Source organism: Nocardia pseudovaccinii, assembly GCF_050942345.1.
Classification (GTDB): Bacteria; Actinomycetota; Actinomycetes; order Mycobacteriales; family Mycobacteriaceae; genus Nocardia; species Nocardia pseudovaccinii.
Genome location: NZ_CP192074.1, coordinates 4,946,772 through 4,966,858 on the forward strand (window position 1 = coordinate 4,946,772; position 20,087 = coordinate 4,966,858).

At 65.9% G+C, this 20,087-nt stretch carries 18 protein-coding genes; 3 read left to right on the plus strand and 15 right to left on the minus strand.

Going from position 1 to position 20,087, the window contains the following annotated elements:
* The 5 genes from ACQPZ2_RS22285 to ACQPZ2_RS22305 all read right to left on the minus strand — a co-directional run bounded on the left by ACQPZ2_RS22285 (window position 1) and on the right by ACQPZ2_RS22305 (window position 3,832).
* Window positions 1–300 (minus strand): DUF1918 domain-containing protein, encoded by a 300-nt coding sequence (locus tag ACQPZ2_RS22285; protein WP_433520211.1) that lies wholly within the window; start codon window positions 298–300, stop codon window positions 1–3.
* 19 nt (window positions 301–319) lie between these two features.
* The gene (locus tag ACQPZ2_RS22290; RefSeq protein ID WP_433520212.1) at window positions 320–943 is read right to left on the minus strand and encodes a hypothetical protein; all 624 of its coding nucleotides are present in this window, start codon (window positions 941–943) and stop codon (window positions 320–322) included.
* Between the two features lie 201 nt (window positions 944–1,144).
* Window positions 1,145–1,939 carry an ABC transporter permease subunit gene (locus tag ACQPZ2_RS22295; RefSeq protein ID WP_433520213.1) on the minus strand — a complete coding sequence of 265 codons (795 nt, stop codon included), beginning with the start codon at window positions 1,937–1,939 and terminating at the stop codon, window positions 1,145–1,147.
* Window positions 1,940–1,945: 6 nt separating this feature from the next.
* Entirely contained in the window at window positions 1,946–2,836 is an 891-nt protein-coding gene (locus tag ACQPZ2_RS22300) for an ABC transporter ATP-binding protein (protein ID WP_433520214.1), read from the minus strand.
* A 24-nt stretch (window positions 2,837–2,860) separates the two neighbouring features.
* Window positions 2,861–3,832 carry an Acg family FMN-binding oxidoreductase gene (locus ACQPZ2_RS22305; protein WP_433520215.1) on the minus strand — a complete coding sequence of 324 codons (972 nt, stop codon included), beginning with the start codon at window positions 3,830–3,832 and terminating at the stop codon, window positions 2,861–2,863.
* Window positions 3,833–4,174: 342 nt separating this feature from the next.
* Here ACQPZ2_RS22305 and ACQPZ2_RS22310 point away from each other — a divergent pair, with 342 nt between their 5' ends.
* Together ACQPZ2_RS22310 and otsB are read left to right on the plus strand one after the other, a co-directional pair.
* The gene (locus tag ACQPZ2_RS22310; RefSeq protein ID WP_433520216.1) at window positions 4,175–4,432 is read left to right on the plus strand and encodes a hypothetical protein; all 258 of its coding nucleotides are present in this window, start codon (window positions 4,175–4,177) and stop codon (window positions 4,430–4,432) included.
* Window positions 4,433–4,757: 325 nt separating this feature from the next.
* Window positions 4,758–8,762: a trehalose-phosphatase gene (gene otsB / locus ACQPZ2_RS22315; protein ID WP_433520217.1), complete on the plus strand. Its 4,005-nt coding sequence runs from the start codon at window positions 4,758–4,760 to the stop codon at window positions 8,760–8,762.
* A gap of 51 nt (window positions 8,763–8,813) precedes the next feature.
* Here otsB and ACQPZ2_RS22320 read toward each other — a convergent pair whose 3' ends face one another.
* From ACQPZ2_RS22320 to ACQPZ2_RS22365, 10 genes are all read right to left on the minus strand, one after another.
* Window positions 8,814–9,566: a slipin family protein gene (locus ACQPZ2_RS22320; protein WP_433520218.1), complete on the minus strand. Its 753-nt coding sequence runs from the start codon at window positions 9,564–9,566 to the stop codon at window positions 8,814–8,816.
* Window positions 9,563–10,114, minus strand: a complete 552-nt coding sequence (locus ACQPZ2_RS22325) for a hypothetical protein (RefSeq protein ID WP_433520219.1) — start codon at window positions 10,112–10,114, stop codon at window positions 9,563–9,565. The genes ACQPZ2_RS22320 and ACQPZ2_RS22325 overlap by 4 nt, the downstream gene beginning before the upstream one ends.
* On the minus strand, window positions 10,111–12,411 hold the full coding sequence (locus tag ACQPZ2_RS22330; protein WP_433520220.1) for a nitric-oxide reductase large subunit: 2,301 nt from the start codon (window positions 12,409–12,411) through the stop codon (window positions 10,111–10,113). Before ACQPZ2_RS22330 ends, ACQPZ2_RS22325 begins: the two co-directional genes overlap by 4 nt.
* Before the next feature lie 292 nt (window positions 12,412–12,703).
* Window positions 12,704–13,192, minus strand: coding sequence for a hydrogenase maturation protease (locus tag ACQPZ2_RS22335; protein ID WP_433527492.1), 489 nt, complete (start codon window positions 13,190–13,192; stop codon window positions 12,704–12,706).
* A 2-nt stretch (window positions 13,193–13,194) separates the two neighbouring features.
* Window positions 13,195–14,487 (minus strand): Ni/Fe hydrogenase subunit alpha, encoded by a 1,293-nt coding sequence (locus ACQPZ2_RS22340; RefSeq protein WP_433520221.1) that lies wholly within the window; start codon window positions 14,485–14,487, stop codon window positions 13,195–13,197.
* Complete coding sequence (locus ACQPZ2_RS22345) at window positions 14,471–15,259, minus strand: oxidoreductase (protein WP_433520222.1); 789 nt, start codon at window positions 15,257–15,259, stop codon at window positions 14,471–14,473. Before ACQPZ2_RS22345 ends, ACQPZ2_RS22340 begins: the two co-directional genes overlap by 17 nt.
* Window positions 15,259–16,134: an FAD/NAD(P)-binding protein gene (locus tag ACQPZ2_RS22350; RefSeq protein WP_433520223.1), complete on the minus strand. Its 876-nt coding sequence runs from the start codon at window positions 16,132–16,134 to the stop codon at window positions 15,259–15,261. Before ACQPZ2_RS22350 ends, ACQPZ2_RS22345 begins: the two co-directional genes overlap by 1 nt.
* On the minus strand, window positions 16,131–16,643 hold the full coding sequence (locus ACQPZ2_RS22355) for a Crp/Fnr family transcriptional regulator (protein WP_433520224.1): 513 nt from the start codon (window positions 16,641–16,643) through the stop codon (window positions 16,131–16,133). The genes ACQPZ2_RS22350 and ACQPZ2_RS22355 overlap by 4 nt, the downstream gene beginning before the upstream one ends.
* Window positions 16,630–17,751, minus strand: a complete 1,122-nt coding sequence (locus ACQPZ2_RS22360) for a 4Fe-4S dicluster domain-containing protein (RefSeq protein ID WP_433520225.1) — start codon at window positions 17,749–17,751, stop codon at window positions 16,630–16,632. The genes ACQPZ2_RS22355 and ACQPZ2_RS22360 overlap by 14 nt, the downstream gene beginning before the upstream one ends.
* Window positions 17,752–18,034: 283 nt before the next feature.
* On the minus strand, window positions 18,035–19,459 hold the full coding sequence (locus tag ACQPZ2_RS22365) for a wax ester/triacylglycerol synthase domain-containing protein (protein ID WP_433520226.1): 1,425 nt from the start codon (window positions 19,457–19,459) through the stop codon (window positions 18,035–18,037).
* Window positions 19,460–19,782: 323 nt separating this feature from the next.
* Here ACQPZ2_RS22365 and ACQPZ2_RS22370 point away from each other — a divergent pair, with 323 nt between their 5' ends.
* Complete coding sequence (locus ACQPZ2_RS22370) at window positions 19,783–20,010, plus strand: hypothetical protein (RefSeq protein WP_433520227.1); 228 nt, start codon at window positions 19,783–19,785, stop codon at window positions 20,008–20,010.
* The last annotated feature ends 77 nt before the right edge of the window (window positions 20,011–20,087 follow it).

Consider the following 20,087-nt stretch of genomic DNA (forward strand, 5'->3'; position numbering starts at 1 on the left):
TCACCTCGTACCCTGCGTCCTGGTGTCCGGCTCGGTTAACGAGCCCGGGTGCGATAACTCATGCGGCAGTGCTGTGAAGCGCGCCGCAGCGCGCAGTTCCTGCTCGCGTAGTTGCGCGCTGCTCAGTACATAGGCGTCGGGCCCCGGGAAGGTCAGCGCGCGATGCCCGGTATCGGACCAATGCACCAGGTACGGTGGCGAGCCATCGGGCGATTGCACCTCCTCGATGAGGCCGCGCCGAGTCGGGCCGTGGTCGCCACCGCCCTCGACGATCAGCCAGTCTCCTGGTTGTGCGTGCATGACCGGACCTCCGAATAGTTCAGGCTGTCGTGCGTGGGGTGCGCAGGATGTGGATGAGGAAGTAGCCGGTGACGGCGGCCATTGTCGCGGCCATCAACAGGCCACCGGCGATGCCGATCAGCACGACGAGCGTCGTGGACTGTCCGGGCCGCCACAGCGGGCTGGTGAACCAGTACCGCCACAATCCCCGCGGTTCCGTGCGCAGTTCCGAGATGGCGCCGACCATCGGCTCGCGCGTACCAGACAACTCGATCACCACGATCGGATCGGTCGTCGATACCTCCGCGCGAGGAAATGCCGCCTGATAGATCGCTGCCGCTTCCTCGCGTTCCAGCGAATCCAGTTGTGTCACATGCCCGGTTCCGCGATACCACTGGCCGTCGAGCCATATCGAAAGCGGCCGAGGTGTGCGGAAGTTGCGCCACCACGTCTTCGACTCGGGGCGACCGACCCGGACGATCACCGTGTGGTCCATGCGGGCATAGGACACGGGTAAGGCGATAGGACGACCCGAACGCCGGGCCTGATATCGCAGCTCGCACAGGTTGTGCCGCAGTCCGTTGACAAGCGGGGAATGCAGTGCCGACAACATCACCGATGCGCCGAATCCCGGTGCCCGGTATCGAGTCGCGCTGGTCGTCATGTGTCAATCGTCACGCCAGCGCGTGGTGCGGCGGCAGGACCGAATGGCACTAACTGCGCAGCCGTTGGCCCCTGAGAATTGCGCCGCCGGTCCCGGAACCGGGACCGCACGATCCGGGGTCTACCAGCGACGGCCCTTGGCCCTTGGTAGTGCGGCTGCTGCGGCACACACCCCTACCCGGCGTCCGGCCGGGTAGGGTGCTTACGCGCTGGAGATATCGCGGCGATCGAAGATCGGCAACGCGACCAGCAGGCACGCGATTCCTCCGAGCGCGAGCCACATGTACGCCGACGGCAGACCGGCGCCGAGCGGGCCGCCCTCGATCGCCTGATGGAACGGTGACCACGGTCCGTACGGTTGTACCGCCGCGACCAGCTTGCTCGTCATGTACAGCACATAGGCCGCGACCGCGAGCACCGCCGCGGCGACCGATGCCATGATCCGCCGACCTGTCGCCGCGCCGACCGCGGCGGCGATCAAACCGAACTCGATGCCGAGCAGCGCCATCGACAGCGCCCCGGTGGCGGCGGCGCCGATCGACACACCGAGACCGAAGATCGCCGAGGACACCACGATCGAACCGAACAGCACGGTGGCGAGCGTTCCCACCGACGCGATCACCACGGCTGCCTGTTCGAGCGCCAACCGAATCGGTGAAACCCCGTTCACCAGAAGCACTTCCAGCGTCCCACGTTCTTCTTCACCGGCGACGCCACGCGCACCGCGCCCGATGGCGAACACCAGGAACAGGATCGGCAGCAGCATGCTGAACAGTTCGCCGTTCAGAAATCCGGCGCCGGTGAAGAATTGGTCGAGGTTGAACAGTTTGCGCATTGGCTCCGGGTAGTTCTTCAAGAACTCCTGCACACCGGACATATTCGAAAACGATGGCCAGATAGCCGATTCCAGTACCACCAGCGCGACGATGCCGATGCTCCAGCCGAGCAGTGCGCGCCGCTGATCGCGCAGGCACTTCGTGAACACCGTACCCAGCATGGTGACTCAATCCTGTCCGTAGTAGGCGAGGAAGACCTCTTCGAGATCAGGTTCGCGACTGATGATGTCGGTGACCTCATACGGTGCGACCGCCTGTAGTAATCGTGCGGTCGACCCTTCGAGTTCGACGTGTACCGCCTTGGTGTTGGCGTGCACCGCCCGCACTCCATCGATGTGGCGCAATACATCCAGATCCGGCGGCGTGCCCGCGAATATGAGATCCAGCCGACGCAGCGGCCGTGCGGTGAGTTCGGCGATCGAGCGCACCTCCACCAGCCGCCCTTGTCGCAGGATGCCGACGGTATCGGCCACTTCCTGGACCTCCGAGAGCATATGCGAGGACAGGAAGACCGTGCGTCCTTCGTCTCTGACCTCGCGCAGCAGCGTATGGAATTCGTGCTGGACCAGCGGATCCAGGCCCGCGGTCGGTTCGTCGAGGACGAGTAGTTCGGGTTCGGCCATGAACGCCTGCACGATCCCGACCTTCTGCCGGTTGCCGTGCGACATCGCACCGATCCGCGTCGAGGTATCCAATCCGAGGCGTTCGGCGAGCCGGACACGCACCTTGAGGTCGACCCCGCCGCGCAGGTTCGCGAGATAGCTCAGATACTGCTCGCCCGTGAGATCCGGGTAGGCGACGAATTCGCCAGGGAGATAGCCGATCCGGCGTTGTGCCGCGGCCCGGTTCCGTGCGGTGTCCGCACCGCAGATCGCGGCCGTTCCACGCGTCGGTCGCAGCAGACCCGCCAATATCCGGATGGTGGTGGTCTTACCCGCGCCGTTGGGTCCCAGGTAGCCGAAGACGACTCCGGCCGGGACTTCGAGGTTCAGGTCCACCAGCGCCGATTTTTTGCCATAGCGCTTGGTCAACCCTGCGGTTCGAATGGTTGGTGGCATTGGTACCTCGTCGATCGGGCCCGCCTACAGCGGGCGCACCACGTCATCGAGTGGGCGTCGCGGGGTGAGTGGTACCTGCGCGGCACTGGTCGAGGCCCAGCCGATTCGAACGATCAACTGTGGGAAACCGCTGTCGGACAGGACATCGGTGCGCACCAGGTCGCGAGTGCCCGGCAGTTCCAGCGGTTCGGTGAGCGGGCAGGTGGCCAAACCGAAGGTGGTGGCGGCCAACAGCACCGCGCTGGTGGCCTCGCCCGCGCGCAACCGGGACAGTGGATCGTCGGCGGTGGTGTGCACCAACAGCAGCACGCCGCGGTCATCGAGATCGTGGGTCACCGCCTCGGTCAGCTCGGGACTGCGGAATTCGCGGGTCAGTGGATCCGTCGCGGCGACAGCGCTGCGGGCGGGTACGCCTTCCGGCGTGACATGGCGCCCGCTCCACAGCGCGAGTTCGGTCTGGTACCTCGCGTCGTCGCGATGCAGGCGAGCGGCCTCGTGGAAGGCCTGCACCAGCCGCGTCCGGGTGCCACCGCCGGCGATCTCATGGACCAGCGCGCCCTCCGCGGCCCCCGCCTCGATGATGTGGCTGGTATGTGTGGGCGGGACCTCCCATGAGGTGACGCGTCGCCGATCGGTACGGCGACGGGTTATTGCCCTGGCCACCGTGATGACGTCGGCGGCGGGGATAGTCGTGGTGAATTCGATGGATGCGAGGTGTTGCGGCTCGGCCGGATTCGGGAACCGATGCACCACGGCGTGCCAACCGAACGAGCGCGCCGCCACCCGGAAGTGATGCAGTGCCGCCCCGCAGCTGAGCAGCAGATCGCGCCGGTCCGGATCGGTCAGTGTCAGCTGTCGACTCTCGTCGGCGTATAGGTGCACCGTGCGGTCGCCGACGCGCCACTGCCACGGCTGGGTGTTGTGTATCGACGGCGCGCGCACGGCCAGCGCTAGCGCGGATCGCACTGTCTCGGGATCGGGATGCGTTTGGGCCATTGCCTTGTCCTTGTTCAGTGGCTATGACTTCTTGGCGGACAGATAGGTGGTCACGATGATCATCAACGCGATGACGATGGCGACAATGACAGTCGCGGTGGGCCAGTCCATGACGGCTCCTTCGATCGGACAGCTTGTGCTCCCACTCTCTGTCGCGTACCTGGTCGCCGAATAGGGGAATTAGGTCCAGCGACCAGGTCTTTCGGCCTCTCCCAGCCAACCCCGGGTCGTAGTGCCCATCGGCCCACCACAGCGGGACCAGTGGCCCTGCCCCCGCCACGATGGAGCAAATACTGTCGGTCGACAAAGTCATCCACGAACGAGTCGGCAAGAGGGTACGAGATGACATCGGTGAGATCGGATAGAGCTACGCCCGACGTCGTTGTCGCCGATGCGATCGAGCACCTCCGACGCGACTTTCCCGCGGTTTCCGCCGACGTTCTGCACGCCGCCGCTGCCCGCGCGCGCCACGATCTCTGCAATGCGCCTGCGAGTTGGTTGCCCGAGCTCGCCGAGCGGTTGGCGTGGTGGCGGCTCGTGACGGCTTCGGGTGCGTTCCGCCGATGGAGTCCGCTCCATTCCGCCGCAACGACTTCCTAATGCCGGTGTCGATCCCTGCAGCCACGGCGTCGATACCAACTCGGATGCTGATCCGGTGTGCAATGCGTTCGACGGGCGTCATCGCTGTCGCGGCTGATGCCGCAATGGCGCCGGGCACGCGCAGCGGCCCGTCCCGGTGGACGAGGAGTGAACTCGCGCAAGAATGCGCCGTCTGCGTGCGGCGCATTCCGGAAACCAGCTGGATGCGGCGGTCGGTTCGGGCATCCGGGCGATGACGGTGCGCCAGCCCGCCGCGATCACAAGCGGTCGCCCGCCGGGACTTCCGGCCCTTGATCAAGGGGACCGATCGCCCCAGTCTGAAGAGGTGAGAGCAAGCGGACAGGCCGCGCCGGTGATCGACATACGCAAGCACGACGCGGTGATCTTCGATATGGACGGGGTAGTCACCGACAGCGCGTCGATGCATGCCGCCGCGTGGACCGAACTGTTCGACGCGTTTCTCGCCGAATTCCCCGCCGGGCCGGGGCAGGACCGATCATCGTTCACCGACGCGGATTACCAGCGTTTCGTGGACGGCAAACCGCGCTACGGCGGGGTGGTGGATTTCCTTGCGTCACGCGGGATTTTGCTGCCCTGGGGTGATCCGTCCGATCCGGAGAATGCCGCCACCATCTGCGGTCTGGGCAGGAGGAAGGATCATTTGTTTCAGGATCGGCTGGCCCGCGACGGAGTCCCGGTTTTCGAGTCCACGGTCGCGCTCGTGCGTGAGTTGCGTGATGCGGGGTTCGGTACGGCGATCTTCTCGGCCAGCTGTCACTGTGCCCAAGTGCTCGAGGCCGCCGGTGTGGGGGATCTGTTCGCGGTGCGCGTCGATGGGATCGTCGCCGAAGAGCTGCGGCTGGCCGGCAAACCCGATCCGGCGATGCTGGTCGAGGCGGCGCGCCGGCTGGGTGCGGATCCGAGCCGGACCGTCGTCGTCGAGGACGCCGAAGCGGGAGTCACCGCCGGTCGCCGCGGCGGGTTCGCCTTGGTGATCGGTATCGACCGGACCGGGCATGCCGATCAGTTGCGTTCTCATGGCGCTGATGTGGTGGTCACCGATCTGGCCGAGGTTCGCGTGCGTGCCGGATTCCGGCGTATGTCGGAGGTGGCGGGTGCGCTGGAGTCCTGGCCCCGGATCTCCGCTCTGCTCGATACCGAGAACGTGGCCGTACTGATGGATTTCGACGGTACGGTCGCCGAGATCGTTCCGGACCCGGATACCGCCGCCCTGGTCGACGGAGCCGCCGCGGCGATCACCGCACTCGCCGGCGTATGCCCGGTGGCGATCGTCAGCGGCCGCGATCTGACTGATATGCGAAAGCGGGTGGGGTTGCCGGGAATCTGGTATGCGGGAAGTCACGGCTTCGAACTGGTCGCTCCCGATGGCAGCTATCACGTACACGATGCAGCCCCGTCCGCGGAAAAGGCGATCGCTGCCGCGGCAACGGAACTCGGCCGCCGGGTCGGCGATGTTCCCGGAGTTCGGGTGGAGCACAAGCGATTCGCCGTCGCGATGCACTATCGCAACGCCGCGCCCGAGGTCGTCGCCCGAGCGATCGGTGCGGTGCACGCGGTCGCGCAGCAGGGCGGGCTGCGAGTGACGAACGGCCGCAAGGTCAGCGAGTTGCGCCCGGATGTGGACTGGGACAAGGGCCGGGCCCTGGACTGGATCCTGGACCATCTGCCGGGCCCGGAACTGCCGATCTACCTCGGCGACGATCTCACCGACGAGGACGGGTTCGATGCCGTCGCCTCGCACGGCATCGCAATCGTGGTGCGTCACAGCGAGGACGGGGACCGACGCACGGCGGCACGATTCGGGGTGGACGGTCCCGGTCGAGTCCGCGAACTCCTCGACCGTATGGCGAGGGCGCTGGGCCGCAAAACCGATTCGGAGGCACCTGATGCCTGGGCACTCGTCTTCGACGGGTACGACCCGCACACCGAGAAATTGCGCGAAGCATTGTGCACGGTGGGCAACGGCTATATCGCCACGCGCGGTGCCGCACCCGAGTCGCGGGCCGGTGAGCACCACTATCCCGGCACTTACGTGGCTGGAATCTACGACCGTCGCAGCGACAAGCTCTCGGGGCGCACGGTCGACAACGAGAGCTTGGTGAACCTGCCGAACTGGCTGCCGGTATCGTTCCGGATCGAGGACGGCGAATGGTTCGACATCGACACCGCCGAATTGCTGTCCTACCGGCAGGAACTCGATCTTCGCCGAGCGGTGCTCACCCGCCGGTTCCGATTCCGCGACACCGCGGACCGGATCACGGAAGTCACCCAGCGGCGGTTCGCCGCAATGCACCGGCCGCACGTATGCGCCTTGGAGACGACGATCGTCGCCGAGAACTGGTCAGGACGGCTGGTGATCCGCTCGGCGCTCGACGGCGCCGTACAGAACTCGTTGGTGGGACGCTATCGGGCCCTGTCCGGTGACCATCTCACTGCGGTGCGGGCTAGGAAACTGTCCACGGATTCGGTGCTGCTCGTCGTGCAGACCAGCCGATCCCGGATTCCGATGGCGATGGCGGCCCGCAACAGAATTCTGCGGGACGGGGAAACGATCACCGGCACAGGACAACTCCTCGACCAGGACGGCATGATCGGACACGATATCGACGTGCAGATGACCGCCGGAGCAGCGGTGATCCTGGAGAAGGTCGTCACCGTCTTCACCGGGCGCGACCACGCAACCTCCACTCCGGAAGAGGAAGCCGCCCGCTGGCTGAGCTGCCAGCCCGGGTTCACGGATCTGCTCCGCAGGCATGCCGCGGCATGGGAACACCTGTGGGACAGGTTGCGTATCGATCTCCAAGACCGCGAGAACGCGATGCGCATACTGCGTCTGCATCTGCTGCATCTGCTGCAGACACTCTCACCCAACACCGCCGACCTCGACGTGGGTGTCCCGGCGCGAGGCCTGCACGGGGAGGCGTATCGCGGACATGTTTTCTGGGATGAGCTGTTCGTATTCCCGGTATTGAATCTGCGCTTTCCTGCCCTGACCCGATCGCTGTTGCGCTACCGCTACCGGCGATTGGCCGAAGCACGCCGCGCCGCGACTGAAAACGGTTGGGCAGGTGCGATGTTCCCGTGGCAGTCCGGCAGCGACGGCCGTGAGGAAAGCCAGCAGCTGCATCTCAACCCCCGGTCCGGACGTTGGAACCCCGACCCAAGCCAACGGGCCCGCCACATCGGCATCGCGATCGCCTACAACGTCTGGCACTACTATCAGGCGACCGGCGACCGCGAATTCCTCACCGAATACGGCACCGAAATGCTGGTGGAGATCGCCCGGTTCTGGGCGAGTATCGCCACCTACGACGCCGAGCGCGACCGCTACCGCATTCGTGGCGTGATCGGCCCGGACGAATTCCACTCCGGCTATCCGGCAACTCCGCACGACGGGATAGACGACAACGCCTACACCAACGTCATGGCGGTATGGGTGATTCTGCGGGCGCTCGACGCATTGGAGCTGCTCGCGCCGCGTGATCGCGCCGAACTGATGGAGACCCTCGGCGTCGCAGCCTCGGAGCCGGCGCACTGGGCCGAGGTCAGCCGCCGCATGTATGTGCCGTTCCACGACGGTGTCATCAGCCAATTCGAAGGCTACGACCAACTGGCCGAACTGGATTGGGACCGCTACCGGGAGCGCTACGGTGACATCCGTCGGCTGGACCGGATCCTCGAGGCCGAGGGCGACGACGTCAACCGGTACCAGGCCGCGAAGCAGGCCGACGTCCTGATGCTGTTCTATCTGCTGTCCTCCGACGAACTCCGGGAACTGCTGCAACGACTCGGATACGACCTGCCCGGGGAGATGATCCCACGCACCATCGACTATTACCTGGCCCGCACCTCACACGGGTCGACCTTGAGCAGCGTCGTGCATACCTGGGTGCTGGCCCGTGCCAACCGTGACCGCGCCATGGAGTTCTTCGTCAGTGTCCTGGAATCCGATATCGGGGACATCCAGGGTGGAACGACCGCCGAAGGTATCCACCTGGGTGCGATGGCGGGCAGTATCGATCTGGTGCAGCGGTGCCTGACCGGGCTGGAAATCCGCAGCGGTCGTTTGATATTCACGCCACACTGGCCGGAATCCCTTGGTTCGCTGGAGTTCCCGATCAGCTACCGTGGCCACCGGCTGACCATCCGGATCAGCGGCGACGGCGTGCAAGTGCGGTCCGAGCCGGGTGAGCTATCGCCGATCGAAATCGAATGCCGAGGCCACATCGAGCAGCTCCCGCCCGGATGGACCTTTCGAGTGGAGCGGAAATCGGCACGGCCCCGCCTCTACGGCAACGACAGTCGGTAGCCCCGAAAGCAGAGAGTCGAAGGTGCTTTGGTTTCTCGTCATCAGCGGAGCTCATTGCCCGAGGAGGCGGGTCAGCGGTTCGGCGAGGTCTATCGGCATGGGGAACACGACAGTGGAGCGGCCCTCGGGGCCGAGTTCGCCGAGGGCTTGGAGGTAGCGGAGTTGCAGGGCGCCGGGGGTGCCCGAGAGGATCTGGGCAGCCTCGCGGGTGTTTTCGGCGGCCTGGACTTCGCCGCGGGAGTGGATGACACGGGCGCGGCGTTCGCGTTCGGCCTCGGCCTGACGGGCGATGGCGCGCTGCATGGCCTCCGGGATCTCGACGTCCTTGATTTCGACGAGGCCGACCTTCACACCCCACGGCTCGGTCTGCTCGTCGATGATCTTCTGCAGGTTGGTGTTGAGCTGATCGCGTTCGGACAGCAGGGTGTCGAGGTCCTCGCGGCCCAGGACCGAACGCAGTGTGGTTTGTGCGATCTGGGATGTGGCGACGGCGTGGTTCTCCACCTCCACGACGCTGCGCACCGGGTCGATCACCCGGAAGTAGGCAACGGCATTCACACGGACGGGCACATTGTCGCGGGTGATCGCTTCCTGCGGCGGGATGGTGAGGGCGACGGTGCGCAGATCCACGCGCACCATGCGGTCGATGAACGGGATCAGTCCCACCAGACCCGGACCGCGCAGCGGGCGCAGGCGGCCGAGCCGAAACACCACGGCGCGTTCGTATTCCCGCAGTATCCGGATCGTCGATGCAGCGATGGCGAGCGCGATGGCGGTACCGGCGACGATGACGGCGGTGGTCACCAAGGACTCCTCTCGATGTCGGCAACCGTTGCTGGGAACTCGGCCGGGGTGTGGCGGAAGTGGCCGGTGAGCACCCAGCCCGCGCCCGCCCACAGCACCGCGACCGGAATCAGCACCGGCAGATCACCGGGATGCCGGACCGCGGCGATCACAACGAACAACGCGGCGAGCACCACAAGGACCAGGGCGATCCCGCGGTGGAACCGTCCGGCCTCCGAATGAGGCCACGGATCAACGGCTTTCGTGATCTCTCGGCCTGATGACGAGGTGGTGCAATCGTATTTCTCGGGGCACGCATTGCACACCGCCGGACGGCCGCGGTAGCGGATCAGCCGGGCCTGGTCGTCGACAGTGTGCGGCCACAGCTGCTGGTTCGCTGGGCACACCCAACAGTCGTGCTCGGGCAGGTACCGGAACCCGGCGGTGCGATGCCGGTCCGCGCGCCGATGGACATGGCGCGCAAGCAGATCCAGTCCGAACGCGCCGACGGTGAGGGCGATCGCGTAACCACCCATCAGGATGGTCTCCACGGCAGGTCCGAGGCTCATTCCCCGCTCACCTCGGCCAGCTCTGCCGCGGGAATCTCCGAGGTCGACGCCGCGACCGCTTCCTCGGCGGGGGCCGTGCCCCCGCGTCCGCGGTATTTGACGGCCAGCCACATGATCCAAACCAAGGGTGCGATGCCGCCGAGGATGAATACGATGTCGCCAGGCATGCGTAACCATTCCAGCACCGAATTGGCGTGGTTTTGCAGATAAGTCAGTTCGCGGGCCTCGAAGTAGCCGCTGTCGACGGCCTTGTACAGCTGCAGGATGCCGATCGGCAGCATGGTCGCGAACACCATCCACGCCAGCCCGATGTTGAGCGACCAGAACGAGATCTTCGCCAGTCGGTCCGGCCATTTGTCCGCCGGGATCATGTACCGCACACAGAACAGCGCGAACGCGCAGGCGAGCATCCCGTACACGCCCATCATCGCGGCGTGTGAGTGATTGGCGGTGAGCGTGGTGCCGATCTCGTAATAGGACACGATCGGCAGGTTGATCAGAAAGCCGAAGACGCCCGCGCCCAGGAAGTTCCAGAAGCCGACGGCGACCAGGAACATCACTGCCCACCGGTGCGGGAATGCGGTGGCCGAGCGTGCCTCTTGCCGGGACCCCAGTTGCAGGAAGCTCCACGCTTCGATGGTGAGGAAGGTCAGCGGCACCACCTCGAGGGCGGAGAAGACCGCGCCGAGTGCCATGTGCTCCACCGGAGTTCCGTTGAAGTACATGTGGTGCATGGTGCCGATCACACCGCCAGCCGAGTACAGGATGATGTCGAGATAGATGACCAGTACGCCGACCCGTTCGCGCACCACCCCGAGCAGCACGAACATGTAGGCGACCATCACCGTGGTGAACAGCTCCAGGAAATCCTCCACCCACAGGTGCACCACCCAGAACCGCCAGAACTCGGTATGGGTGAAGTTGTCACCGGGCCGCGCCAGCAAGCCGACGGCGTAGACCGCCGGAATGGCAAGCGCGGCAAGGAAGAACAACCACGGCATATTGCCCAGGGATTCGTTGACGAGCCGCCCGCGTAACCCACGCCACAGGATCACCACCCACACCGCCAGGCCGACCACGAGCAGTATCTGCCAGAACCGGGCCAGATCCAGGAAGGTGAACTGCTGGCTGGCGAAGAAGTTCCCGAACGACACCTTGCCATGGATGCTCAGCGCCTCACCGATCAGACTGCCGAACACCACGACCGCGACCGCGCCTAGCAGGACGTAGGACAGTTTGCCCTGTCCGCGCGGTTCGCGCCGGGCGATCAACGGCGCCAGGAAGATTCCCGCGGCCAGGAAGGCCGCCACCACCCAGAACAGGGCCAGCTGCAGATGCCAGGTGCGGGTCAGGTTGTAGGGCAGCACTTTCGCGAGATCGAGCCCGAAGAAGTCGGTGACGTTCGCACGGTAATGTTCGGATGCCGCACCCAGCAACGCCTGCGCACCGAACAGCACCACCATCACCGCGAAATACCAACGGGTGGAACGCTGCCCGGGTGTCAGGGCGATCTCGCCTGGCTCATGGAAAGACAGTGTCGCGGCCTCGCGGCCCTTCCAGCCGATCCGGTCACCCCAGCGCCCGAATGCCGCGAACAGTACACCGATGCCACCCAGCAACGCGATCAGCGAAACAACACTCCACACAACCACATTCGCGGTCGGTTGGTTTCCAACTCGCGGTTCGGACGGCCAGGAGTTGGTGTAGGAGTAGTCCACTCCGGGCCGATGTGCCGCCGACATCCAGGCCGTCCAGGAGAAGAACGCGGTCATGTCGTGGATGTGCTTCGGATCGGTCACGACCTCGGGCCGCAGACCGATCTTCGTGTCGGTGCGGCCGAACAGTTCGCCGTAGTGGCCGACCAGCTGATCGAATGCCCGGGTCTGTGCGGCGCTGTACTCCAGCACCCCGGTGGTCTTGTCGTAGCGGTTGGCCTGGAAGTCCGCGATCACTCTCGCATCGTCCTGCGCGCCGAAGGCGCCCTCGCGGGCGATATCGGCGGCGCGACGCAGGTAGTCGGCGGTGTAGTCGGGTCCCAGCCATGCCCCGTGCCCGAGGATCGAGCCGTATTGCATCAGCCCGGCCGCCAGGAAGATCTGCTGGCCGTGCTTGATGTCGTCGGCAGTGAACAACACCTCACCGGTGGGGCTCTGCACCCGCTCCGGGATCGGCGGCCCGCCCTCGTAGGTGCGGAAGGCGAGCAGTCCCATCACGAAGAATCCGAACACCGCGACGAGTGCGCACGCCTGGATCCATCCCTTGCCGACGAGCAGTTGCCGCTCGGATTGTCGGCCCACCCTCGATCCTCCGTCCTCGCATCGAACACGTGTGAATCGCAGAACCCGCCGAACCGGGGCGACCGGGGGAGCCGCTCTTCGGACCGGTCTCCTTTATCGCCACGGCCCATCCTTGTCGGAGCGACGAGGATCGGCGGTTATCGACACGCGGGGAAGGCGGCATTGCGGACAACCGGGCACGCGCTACCGATGCCCCGATGAATCGGGGTGCGTTGCCCGTGAATGTTCGCCGGTCAGGCGGCCGGTTGCGTGGTCCCGACACGGGCGGTCGGAGGACAGTGGATGGTTGTTGTCAGCGCAAATCGAAGGACCGAACGCCGGTTGGAATCCGGACGCGCGACAGTTCCGCCAGCACCGCCTGCACCACGTGCGGGCGTGCGGCCGCGACGGGTTCGGACAGCCCCACGCCGAGGTCGAGGCATGCCGCTTCCACCGCGATCACGACGAGTTCGCGGGGGACTCGTCCGAGTACCTGGCCCAGCGGCAGGGCATCTGGGATGCCGAGGGCGTGGGAACTGGTGGCAGTGGTGACGCCGCGCAGGGCATCGACGGTGGTGCGCCAGACCCGGCCCGGTGTGCAGGGCTCGCACAGCACTGCGTCCACCACGACGGCGAGGTCGGCTCCGGCCCACGCGTCGAGCAGCCCGGTCGGTTCGCCGTCGCATATGGTGACGAGAACCCCTGGCAGCCTGAGCTTTTCGATGTCTCGGGCCACCCAGGGGCCGATGCCATCGTCGCTGCGATACTCGTTGCCGACGCCGATGACGACGGCCTGCGGCATGGTCACCGGCGCACCACGTCGAGTGTGAGGAAGTGTGCCGAGCACGAGATGCATGGGTCGTAGTTTCGGATGGTGCGTTCGCACAGTGCGGTGAGCGCCGCGTCGTCGAGGTCGAGGTGATCTGTGACGACTCGCCGCAGGTCGTCTTCGATGGCGGCCTGGTTCTGCGAGGTGGGCGGAACTATGTCGGCGGAGCCGATGATTCCATCGGCGTCGACGTCGTAGCGGTGATATAGCAGACCCCGTGGTGCTTCACTCACACCGTGGCCGGTACCCGCCCGAGGAGTGACGTGAACCGCTGCGCGCGAGGGTGTTTCGTAGTCTTGGATCAGTCGTAGCGCCTCGTCGATGGCATAGACGACCTCGACGGCGCGAACCAGGATGCTACGGAACGGGTTGCGGCATTCACTGCCCAGTCCGATCTCGGTGGCAACCTGACTGGCCATCGGCGACAGCAGGGTGGAGTTGAGCGTGTACCGGGCCAGCGGTCCGGTGAGGTAGCGGCGGCCATCGAGGGTCGCGTGCAGGGCGGTCGAGTGCGGAACCTGATCTTCGGCGATGTGGTCGGGGAATTCGGCTGTGGAGAATGCCAGTCCGGTACTGCTGTGGATATCTCCGGATTCGATCGCATACCGGTGTGGGTCCGAGACGGCGAGCAGGTCGTGGTTCAGCTCCACGTCCGGAAATTCGAGGCCACCAGCCCAGCGTGCGGTGTGCACGGCGTAATCCAGTGCACGGCGCAACTGTTCGGCCAGTGGCGCGAAGTCGGTGGGGGACGGAACGGAGTAGAAGCCGCCGACTCGCACGTTGATCGGATGGATGGATCGGCCGCCGATCAGTTCGAGCACAGCGTTGCCGGCCTTTTTCACCGCCAGGCCCTGTTCGACGAGCTCACGGTGATCGGCGGCGAGGGTGATGGCATCGGGATAGCCCAGGAAATCGGGTAGGTGCAGCAGGTAGATGTGTAGGGAATGGCTGGAGATCCACTCGCCGCAGTACAGCAGTCGGCGCAGCCGCGCAAGGGGCGGGTCGAGCTCGACGCCGCACAGCTGCTCGATGGCGTTGCAAGCGCTGGTCTGGTAGGCGACCGGGCAGATGCCGCAGATGCGAGCGGTGATGTCGGGCGGTTCGGTGTAGGCGCGACCGCGCAGGAACGCCTCGAAGAAGCGGGGCGGCTCGTAGATGTTCAGTTCGGCCCGCTTGACGGCACCGTCGGAAACAACGATGCGCAGCGCGCCTTCGCCCTCCACGCGGGCGAGCGAGCTGACCCGCAACTGCCTACTGCGATGACTCATCGGGGTTCCTGTCCGCGAAGGCCGGGGCGGCCGCCGCGACAGTGTGGAACACTCGGTCGATATCGTCGGTCGACATGCCATTGACACTGAGAATCGGTAGCAGCGCACGGATATTCGGAGTCGCCATCGGGCCGAAGCAGCCGTAGCAGCCGCGGTGATATGCCGGGCACAGCGCACCACACCCGGCCTGGGTGACCGGGCCGAGGCACGGAATGCCGTGTGCGACGGTCACACATGTGGTGCCGCGGCGCTTGCATTCGGTGCAGACGCTGGTGTTCGGCAGGTCGGGTTTGCGTCCGGCGAGGAAGGCGCACAGCGTGTCCAGCAGTTGGCGACGGTCGATCGGGCAGCCGCGCAGCTCGAAATCCACCGGCACGTGCGCCGAGATCGGTGTCGAGGTGGCGAGTGTCGAAATGTATTGCGGGCTGGCATACACCACGGAGGTGAACTCGGTGACGTCGGCGAAGTTGCGCAGTGCCTGGATGCCGCCGTGTGTTGCGCAGGCACCGATGGTGACGAGAATCCGTGATTGCGCCCGGATCTCGGTGATGCGGCGCTGTTCCTCCGGTGTGGTAATCGATCCTTCGACCAGCGATACGTCGTAGGGTCCGGGTTCGACGGTGCTGGTCGCCTCGGTGAAATGCACGATGCGCAGGCGTCCGGCGAGGCTCAGCAGTTCGTCCTCGCAGTCGAGCAGGGTGAGCTGGCAGCCATCGCAGGAGGTGAATTTCCACACCGCCAAGGTCGGGGTCTTCGTCTGGGAAGTGTTCATCACAGCTCCCGGATGGATAGCAGCGGTTGGGCCGTCGCGTAATCGACGACCGGGCCGTCCCTGCACAGCAGCAGTGGTCCCAGCTGGCAGTGCCCGCAGCGAGCGGTCCCGCACTGCATGTTGCGTTCCAGCGCAACCCGGATATCGGTGGCGGCGAGTCCCTTGCGCAGCAAGGTTTGCGCGCAGAACCGCATCATCGGTTCGGGACCGCACAGAAACGCCGTCGTGCGATCAGGATCCAGCCTCAGTTTGCTCAGCGGTTCGGTGACGAAGCCGACCGGGCCGGTCCAGCCGGGCGCGGGATGATCGACTGTCTGCAGCAGCTCGACGGAACCGGTTGCGGCCCAATGGTCTTGGTCGCCGCGGAACAGGATGTCGGTGGGAGTGCGGGCGCCGGTGATCAACACGACCCGGCGATAGCGGTCGCGGGCGGTGATCGCCGCCAGGACGACCGATCGCAGCGGCGCCAACCCGACACCGCCACCGACGATGACCAGATCGCGCCCGGACGCGGATTCCGGATCCCAGCCTGTGCCGAACGGTCCACGTACGCCGATCAACCCGCCGACCGCAGTGTCGTGCAGGGCCTTGCTGACCGCCCCCACGGCCCGGACCGTGTGCTCGAGAATATCGTCGTCGGCGGCGGGGCTGCCGCTGATCGATATCGCGATCTCGCCGATGCCGAAGCTGTAGAGCATCATGAACTGCCCCGCCCGAAACCGTTGCGCCGCCTGGTGAACCGGTTCGAGCAGGAGAGTCACGGTGTCACGGTTCTGCGGGATACGGTCGAGGACCCGGTAGGGCAGCATGGTGTCGCCCGGTGCCGGTGTACCCCGCGCGATCGTGGCGCTCGTAGCGGCGCCGTGCTGGCTCATCGCCTGCTTCCTCTGTCGCCGGTGCCGCTCAGTGGCCAGGGCGTGGAGGTATCGCCGGGATTGCGGTACAGATCGAGCAGCCGCGCCCGGGTGGCTTGCAGGCGTTCCAGCACAGTCTCGAGCAGCATGCGGTTCAGTGCGCGGCCGAATACCGGGTCCAGGTCGGCGAGTTCGGTCAGTCGAGCGGAATCGAATTCGATCGCGAGTACCGATTCGACTGTGTGTGCGCTGAATTGCCACCGGTATGGCGGCACCAGCCACGACCAGCCCAGCAGGTCTCCACTGCCCAGGGTTTGGACGACGATATCGCCGCGGCCCGGGACATGTGCGTCTAGCCCGACCCGGCCGTGGCGGATCAGCCAGCACCGGTCGGCCGGTTGTCCCTCGGTGATCAGCTGCCGCCCGGCGGGGTAGGTGACGTCGCGACCGGCGGCGGCGAGTACGGCGAGTTCGGTGTCGGTCAGTGACGCCAGCTGTGCGAACTGTGCCAGTTCGTCAACCGTGGTCACTGGCACCCCCTTCGGCGAGCGCCGCCATTTCGGCGGTGATGTCGATCCCGGCCGGGCACCAGGCGATGCAGCGTCCGCAGCCGACGCAGCCGGAGCTGCCGAATTGGTCGTGCCAGGTGCCGAGTTTGTGGGTGAGCCACTGCCGGTATCGGCTCTCGCCGGACTTCCGGACGCTGCCGCCGTGCTGGTAGGAGTAATCCAGTTCGAAGCAGGACACCCAGCGTTCCCAGCGTTCGGCGTGCTCGCCGGTCAGATCGGTGACGTCCTCGGTGGAGGTGCAGAAACAGGTGGGACATACCATCGTGCAGTTGCCACAGGTGAGGCACCGAGATGCCACGTCCTGCCACTGCGGCGACTCGTGGGATTCACGAAGCACGGTGGGCAGGTCGGCGTTCGGCATCGACCGTCCCATCCGTCCGGCAGCGGCGTCGACCGCCGTGCGGGCGGTGGTGACGTCAGTGGTTTCGGCGGGACGCGTGGTGAGGTGTGCGAGCACATCTGCTCCGGCCTCGCTGCCGATGTCGACCAGGAACCGGTGTCCGGCGTCGTCGATCGTTTCGGTGAGCGCGAGATCATATCCTTTGGAGACGCCGGGCCCTGTGCCCATCGAGACGCAGAAGCACACCCCGCCGGGCTCGGTGCAGTTCACCGCGACCACGAATAGGCCCGCGCGGCGACCGGTGTATCCGGTGTCGGGATAGGCTCCACCGCCGAGTACGCGGCTCAGGATCGCGATCGCGGCGAGATCACACCCACGTACGCCGAGGAACGCGAACCGTTGCGCGGAGTCTTCGGCGCGTTGCACATTCAGGTCAGGCCCCGTCTCCCACACCTTGCGGTGTGGCGGATGCAGGAACTGCTTCCACGAGCCGGGCCCGGCCGAATGCGCGAACACAGCCGCATCATCGCGGCGCCGCAGCCGATACCGTCCGGGCTCGGTATCCACGCTCCACCCTGCGGGCAACTGTGCTCCGGACGCAAGATCGTCCAGCACGATCGCACCGTCACGTTCCTGCGGACCGATCACTCGATACCGCGCCTCGTGCAGCACATCCACGAGGCGGTCCAGTCCTGCGCGGTCGATCACCACGGTGTCGCCAGGCTTCATGAGGCCTCCTGCTGATCGCAGTATTCCTACGATGTCGAGTCTTGTAAGCGGATGCCGGTGCGACGAGGGCCGAAGGTCACTACTCGCGCCGCCCTCCGCCGCCCTCGCGGCCGTCCTCGGTCTACAGGCTGCTGCCCGGGGTCGCTGCGCGGTAGGCCGGTGACTCTTCGCACCGCTACGTTATCGGGCCCGGATTTCTTATGCCCCAGGGTCTTTCGTCGGTACCCAGGAGATTCGGTCGGCTGGCTCGGCACGCCGCGTTGTCTGATCCCTCGGGAACCGATCAGACCGATGTCGATCGAGATGCTTCGACGATGGCATCGGCGGCGGTTTGTGGTGCACGCTCGCCGCCGAGGCGGAGCACGGTAGCGAAGCCTTCGGCGAGGCATTCGGTCAGGGTCGCGAGGTCGGGGATCGCGGCGGTGTCCGCGTTGATCGCGACGTAGCAGGTTCCAGTGTGCGAGGTCAATGTCACGTTGACGGCCGTGCCGATGGTGGGGCCGAACGCGTACATACGATCGATGCACGCCCCGGCGATAAAGAGGGGCACCGGGGAACCCGGGACGTTGGAGGCGACAAAGTCGACATGCTTGAGCATCTCGGTGACCACGCCGACCGGCAGCCGATTGAACGCCGCGGCGACAGCACCGGACAGCGGTACGGCCGGCTCACGGCGCCAACCGTCGACCGTGGCGTCCACGGCGCGCATCAAGTCTTCGGTCTCGGCGAGATCGACCGGCAACGCGAAACGAGCGAGTGTGATCCGGTTGCCGCCGAGCGGATCATCAGCCGTCCGAAGACTGATCGGCATGGTCAGCCGCAAATGGTCGACCTTCGCCCCGTGCCGCTCGTGATATTTGCGCAGTCCGATGATCACCGCGGTCAGGAATGCATCGTTCATCGTGCAGCCCACAGCCCGCGCGGCGCCACGCATTTGTTCGACGGGTGCATCCAACACCGCCAGTCGGCGACCGAGACTGCGTTCGATCATCACCGGCGACAGCGTCGCGGTAACAGGCTTGGCCAGGCGGACCAGCGAGGTCGCGAGCGCGGCGCCCTCACGTACCGCCCGCGCGGGATGAGTGGCAGCTCGCCACGCGGTGTGCGGCGTTGCCCGGATACTGCCGCGGAGGAGATCCGAGCCGACCGACCAGTTCCATGCCACGATATCGCGCAGCGCGCCGTTATGGTCGTACAGCGGCTCGGGCGGATGGCCGCGATCGGTGCCCGCACGATCGAGATCGAGCAGCGCGGTGGCGATCTGAATGCCGCCGATACCATCGGTGAGGCTGTGGTGCACTGTCATCACCAGCGCGCATCCTCCATCTGATAAGCCGCTGAGCAACGTCGAGCGCCACAGTGGACGAGCCGGATCGAAGGCGGTCATCGCCTCGGTGCGCGCGAATTCGAGTACCGCGGACATGGTCGCCGGTTCCGGCAGCGCGGCGCGTCGCAAGTGCCAGGACAGGTCGAAGCCCGGATCGAGCGCCCACCTGGGCGGGGCGAGGCCGAACGGCGCGGTGACCAGCCGATGCCGCAACCGCGGCACCAGGCGGGTGCCGCGATCGATGGTCTCCACCAAACGATCCCAGTCCGGATCGGTATCGAGGATCAGAACCGAGACGATGGTCGAACGCAGGGCCGGATCTCGCTCCATGTTCCACGAGAACAGATCCGACTGCGACATGTGGGTTTCGCGTGCGCCCATTACCTGCTGCCGTCTTCGCCGTAGTACGTCATGCCTCTTCTAAGACCTCTATATGCCGAGCAGCCTGCGTTCGATCTCGCGAGCCGGAAGGGCGAAATGCTCGGCGGTATCCGTACCTACTAAGCCTCCTCGGTCCCGGCCGAAGGCAACCGATCACGAAGACCCTTATGGCGAGGCCCTTCGTCCCCATCCTCGGGTGCCAGGCGAGGAATCACCGGCTACAGGAATGCGCTGTTCGGCCGTGCGCCTCGGCCCGTCGCTGGCGGCGATGATCGCCGCCGCCTTCGGGGTGCTCATGCGGTTGCAGGCCCTGCGGATTCATCGTGGCGCCGCACTGCTGGATCGACCCCCTGATCGCTCGCTTCGCGTGGGAGCACGACCGCCTGCAGACCGTACGCGCCTCGGTTCGACAAGAGGCCGATGCGCTGTACCCTAGCCCCGGCCCGAGCACCGATGCGGCAGTCCGCCGCGGACTCGATCTTCTCGTCGAGCACATACTGCCGCACGAATATGCCGAGGAGTCGCAGCTGTATCCGGTGCTGGTCGACTAACTGCGCGACCCAGGAGGCGATGATGACGATGAGCCGCGAGCACACCGAGATCGAACGCCTCGTCGACCGGATCTACC

What these genes read in the sequence shown, in the direction of transcription:
- ACQPZ2_RS22360 (WP_433520225.1), bottom strand. Translation starts at nt 17,751, where the DNA reads ATGAAGCCTGGCGACACCGTGGTGATCGACCGCGCAGGACTGGACCGC.
- ACQPZ2_RS22340 (WP_433520221.1), bottom strand. Translation starts at nt 14,487, where the DNA reads ATGAGTCATCGCAGTAGGCAGTTGCGGGTCAGCTCGCTCGCCCGCGTG.
- ACQPZ2_RS22305 (WP_433520215.1), bottom strand. Translation starts at nt 3,832, where the DNA reads ATGGCCCAAACGCATCCCGATCCCGAGACAGTGCGATCCGCGCTAGCG.
- ACQPZ2_RS22295 (WP_433520213.1), bottom strand. Translation starts at nt 1,939, where the DNA reads ATGCTGGGTACGGTGTTCACGAAGTGCCTGCGCGATCAGCGGCGCGCA.
- ACQPZ2_RS22345 (WP_433520222.1), bottom strand. Translation starts at nt 15,259, where the DNA reads ATGAACACTTCCCAGACGAAGACCCCGACCTTGGCGGTGTGGAAATTC.
- ACQPZ2_RS22335 (WP_433527492.1), bottom strand. Translation starts at nt 13,192, where the DNA reads ATGCCGCAGGCCGTCGTCATCGGCGTCGGCAACGAGTATCGCAGCGAC.
- ACQPZ2_RS22350 (WP_433520223.1), bottom strand. Translation starts at nt 16,134, where the DNA reads ATGAGCCAGCACGGCGCCGCTACGAGCGCCACGATCGCGCGGGGTACA.
- ACQPZ2_RS22310 (WP_433520216.1), top strand. Translation starts at nt 4,175, where the DNA reads ATGACATCGGTGAGATCGGATAGAGCTACGCCCGACGTCGTTGTCGCC.
- ACQPZ2_RS22325 (WP_433520219.1), bottom strand. Translation starts at nt 10,114, where the DNA reads ATGAGCCTCGGACCTGCCGTGGAGACCATCCTGATGGGTGGTTACGCG.
- ACQPZ2_RS22290 (WP_433520212.1), bottom strand. Translation starts at nt 943, where the DNA reads ATGACGACCAGCGCGACTCGATACCGGGCACCGGGATTCGGCGCATCG.
- ACQPZ2_RS22365 (WP_433520226.1), bottom strand. Translation starts at nt 19,459, where the DNA reads ATGGGCGCACGCGAAACCCACATGTCGCAGTCGGATCTGTTCTCGTGG.
- ACQPZ2_RS22300 (WP_433520214.1), bottom strand. Translation starts at nt 2,836, where the DNA reads ATGCCACCAACCATTCGAACCGCAGGGTTGACCAAGCGCTATGGCAAA.
- ACQPZ2_RS22285 (WP_433520211.1), bottom strand. Translation starts at nt 300, where the DNA reads ATGCACGCACAACCAGGAGACTGGCTGATCGTCGAGGGCGGTGGCGAC.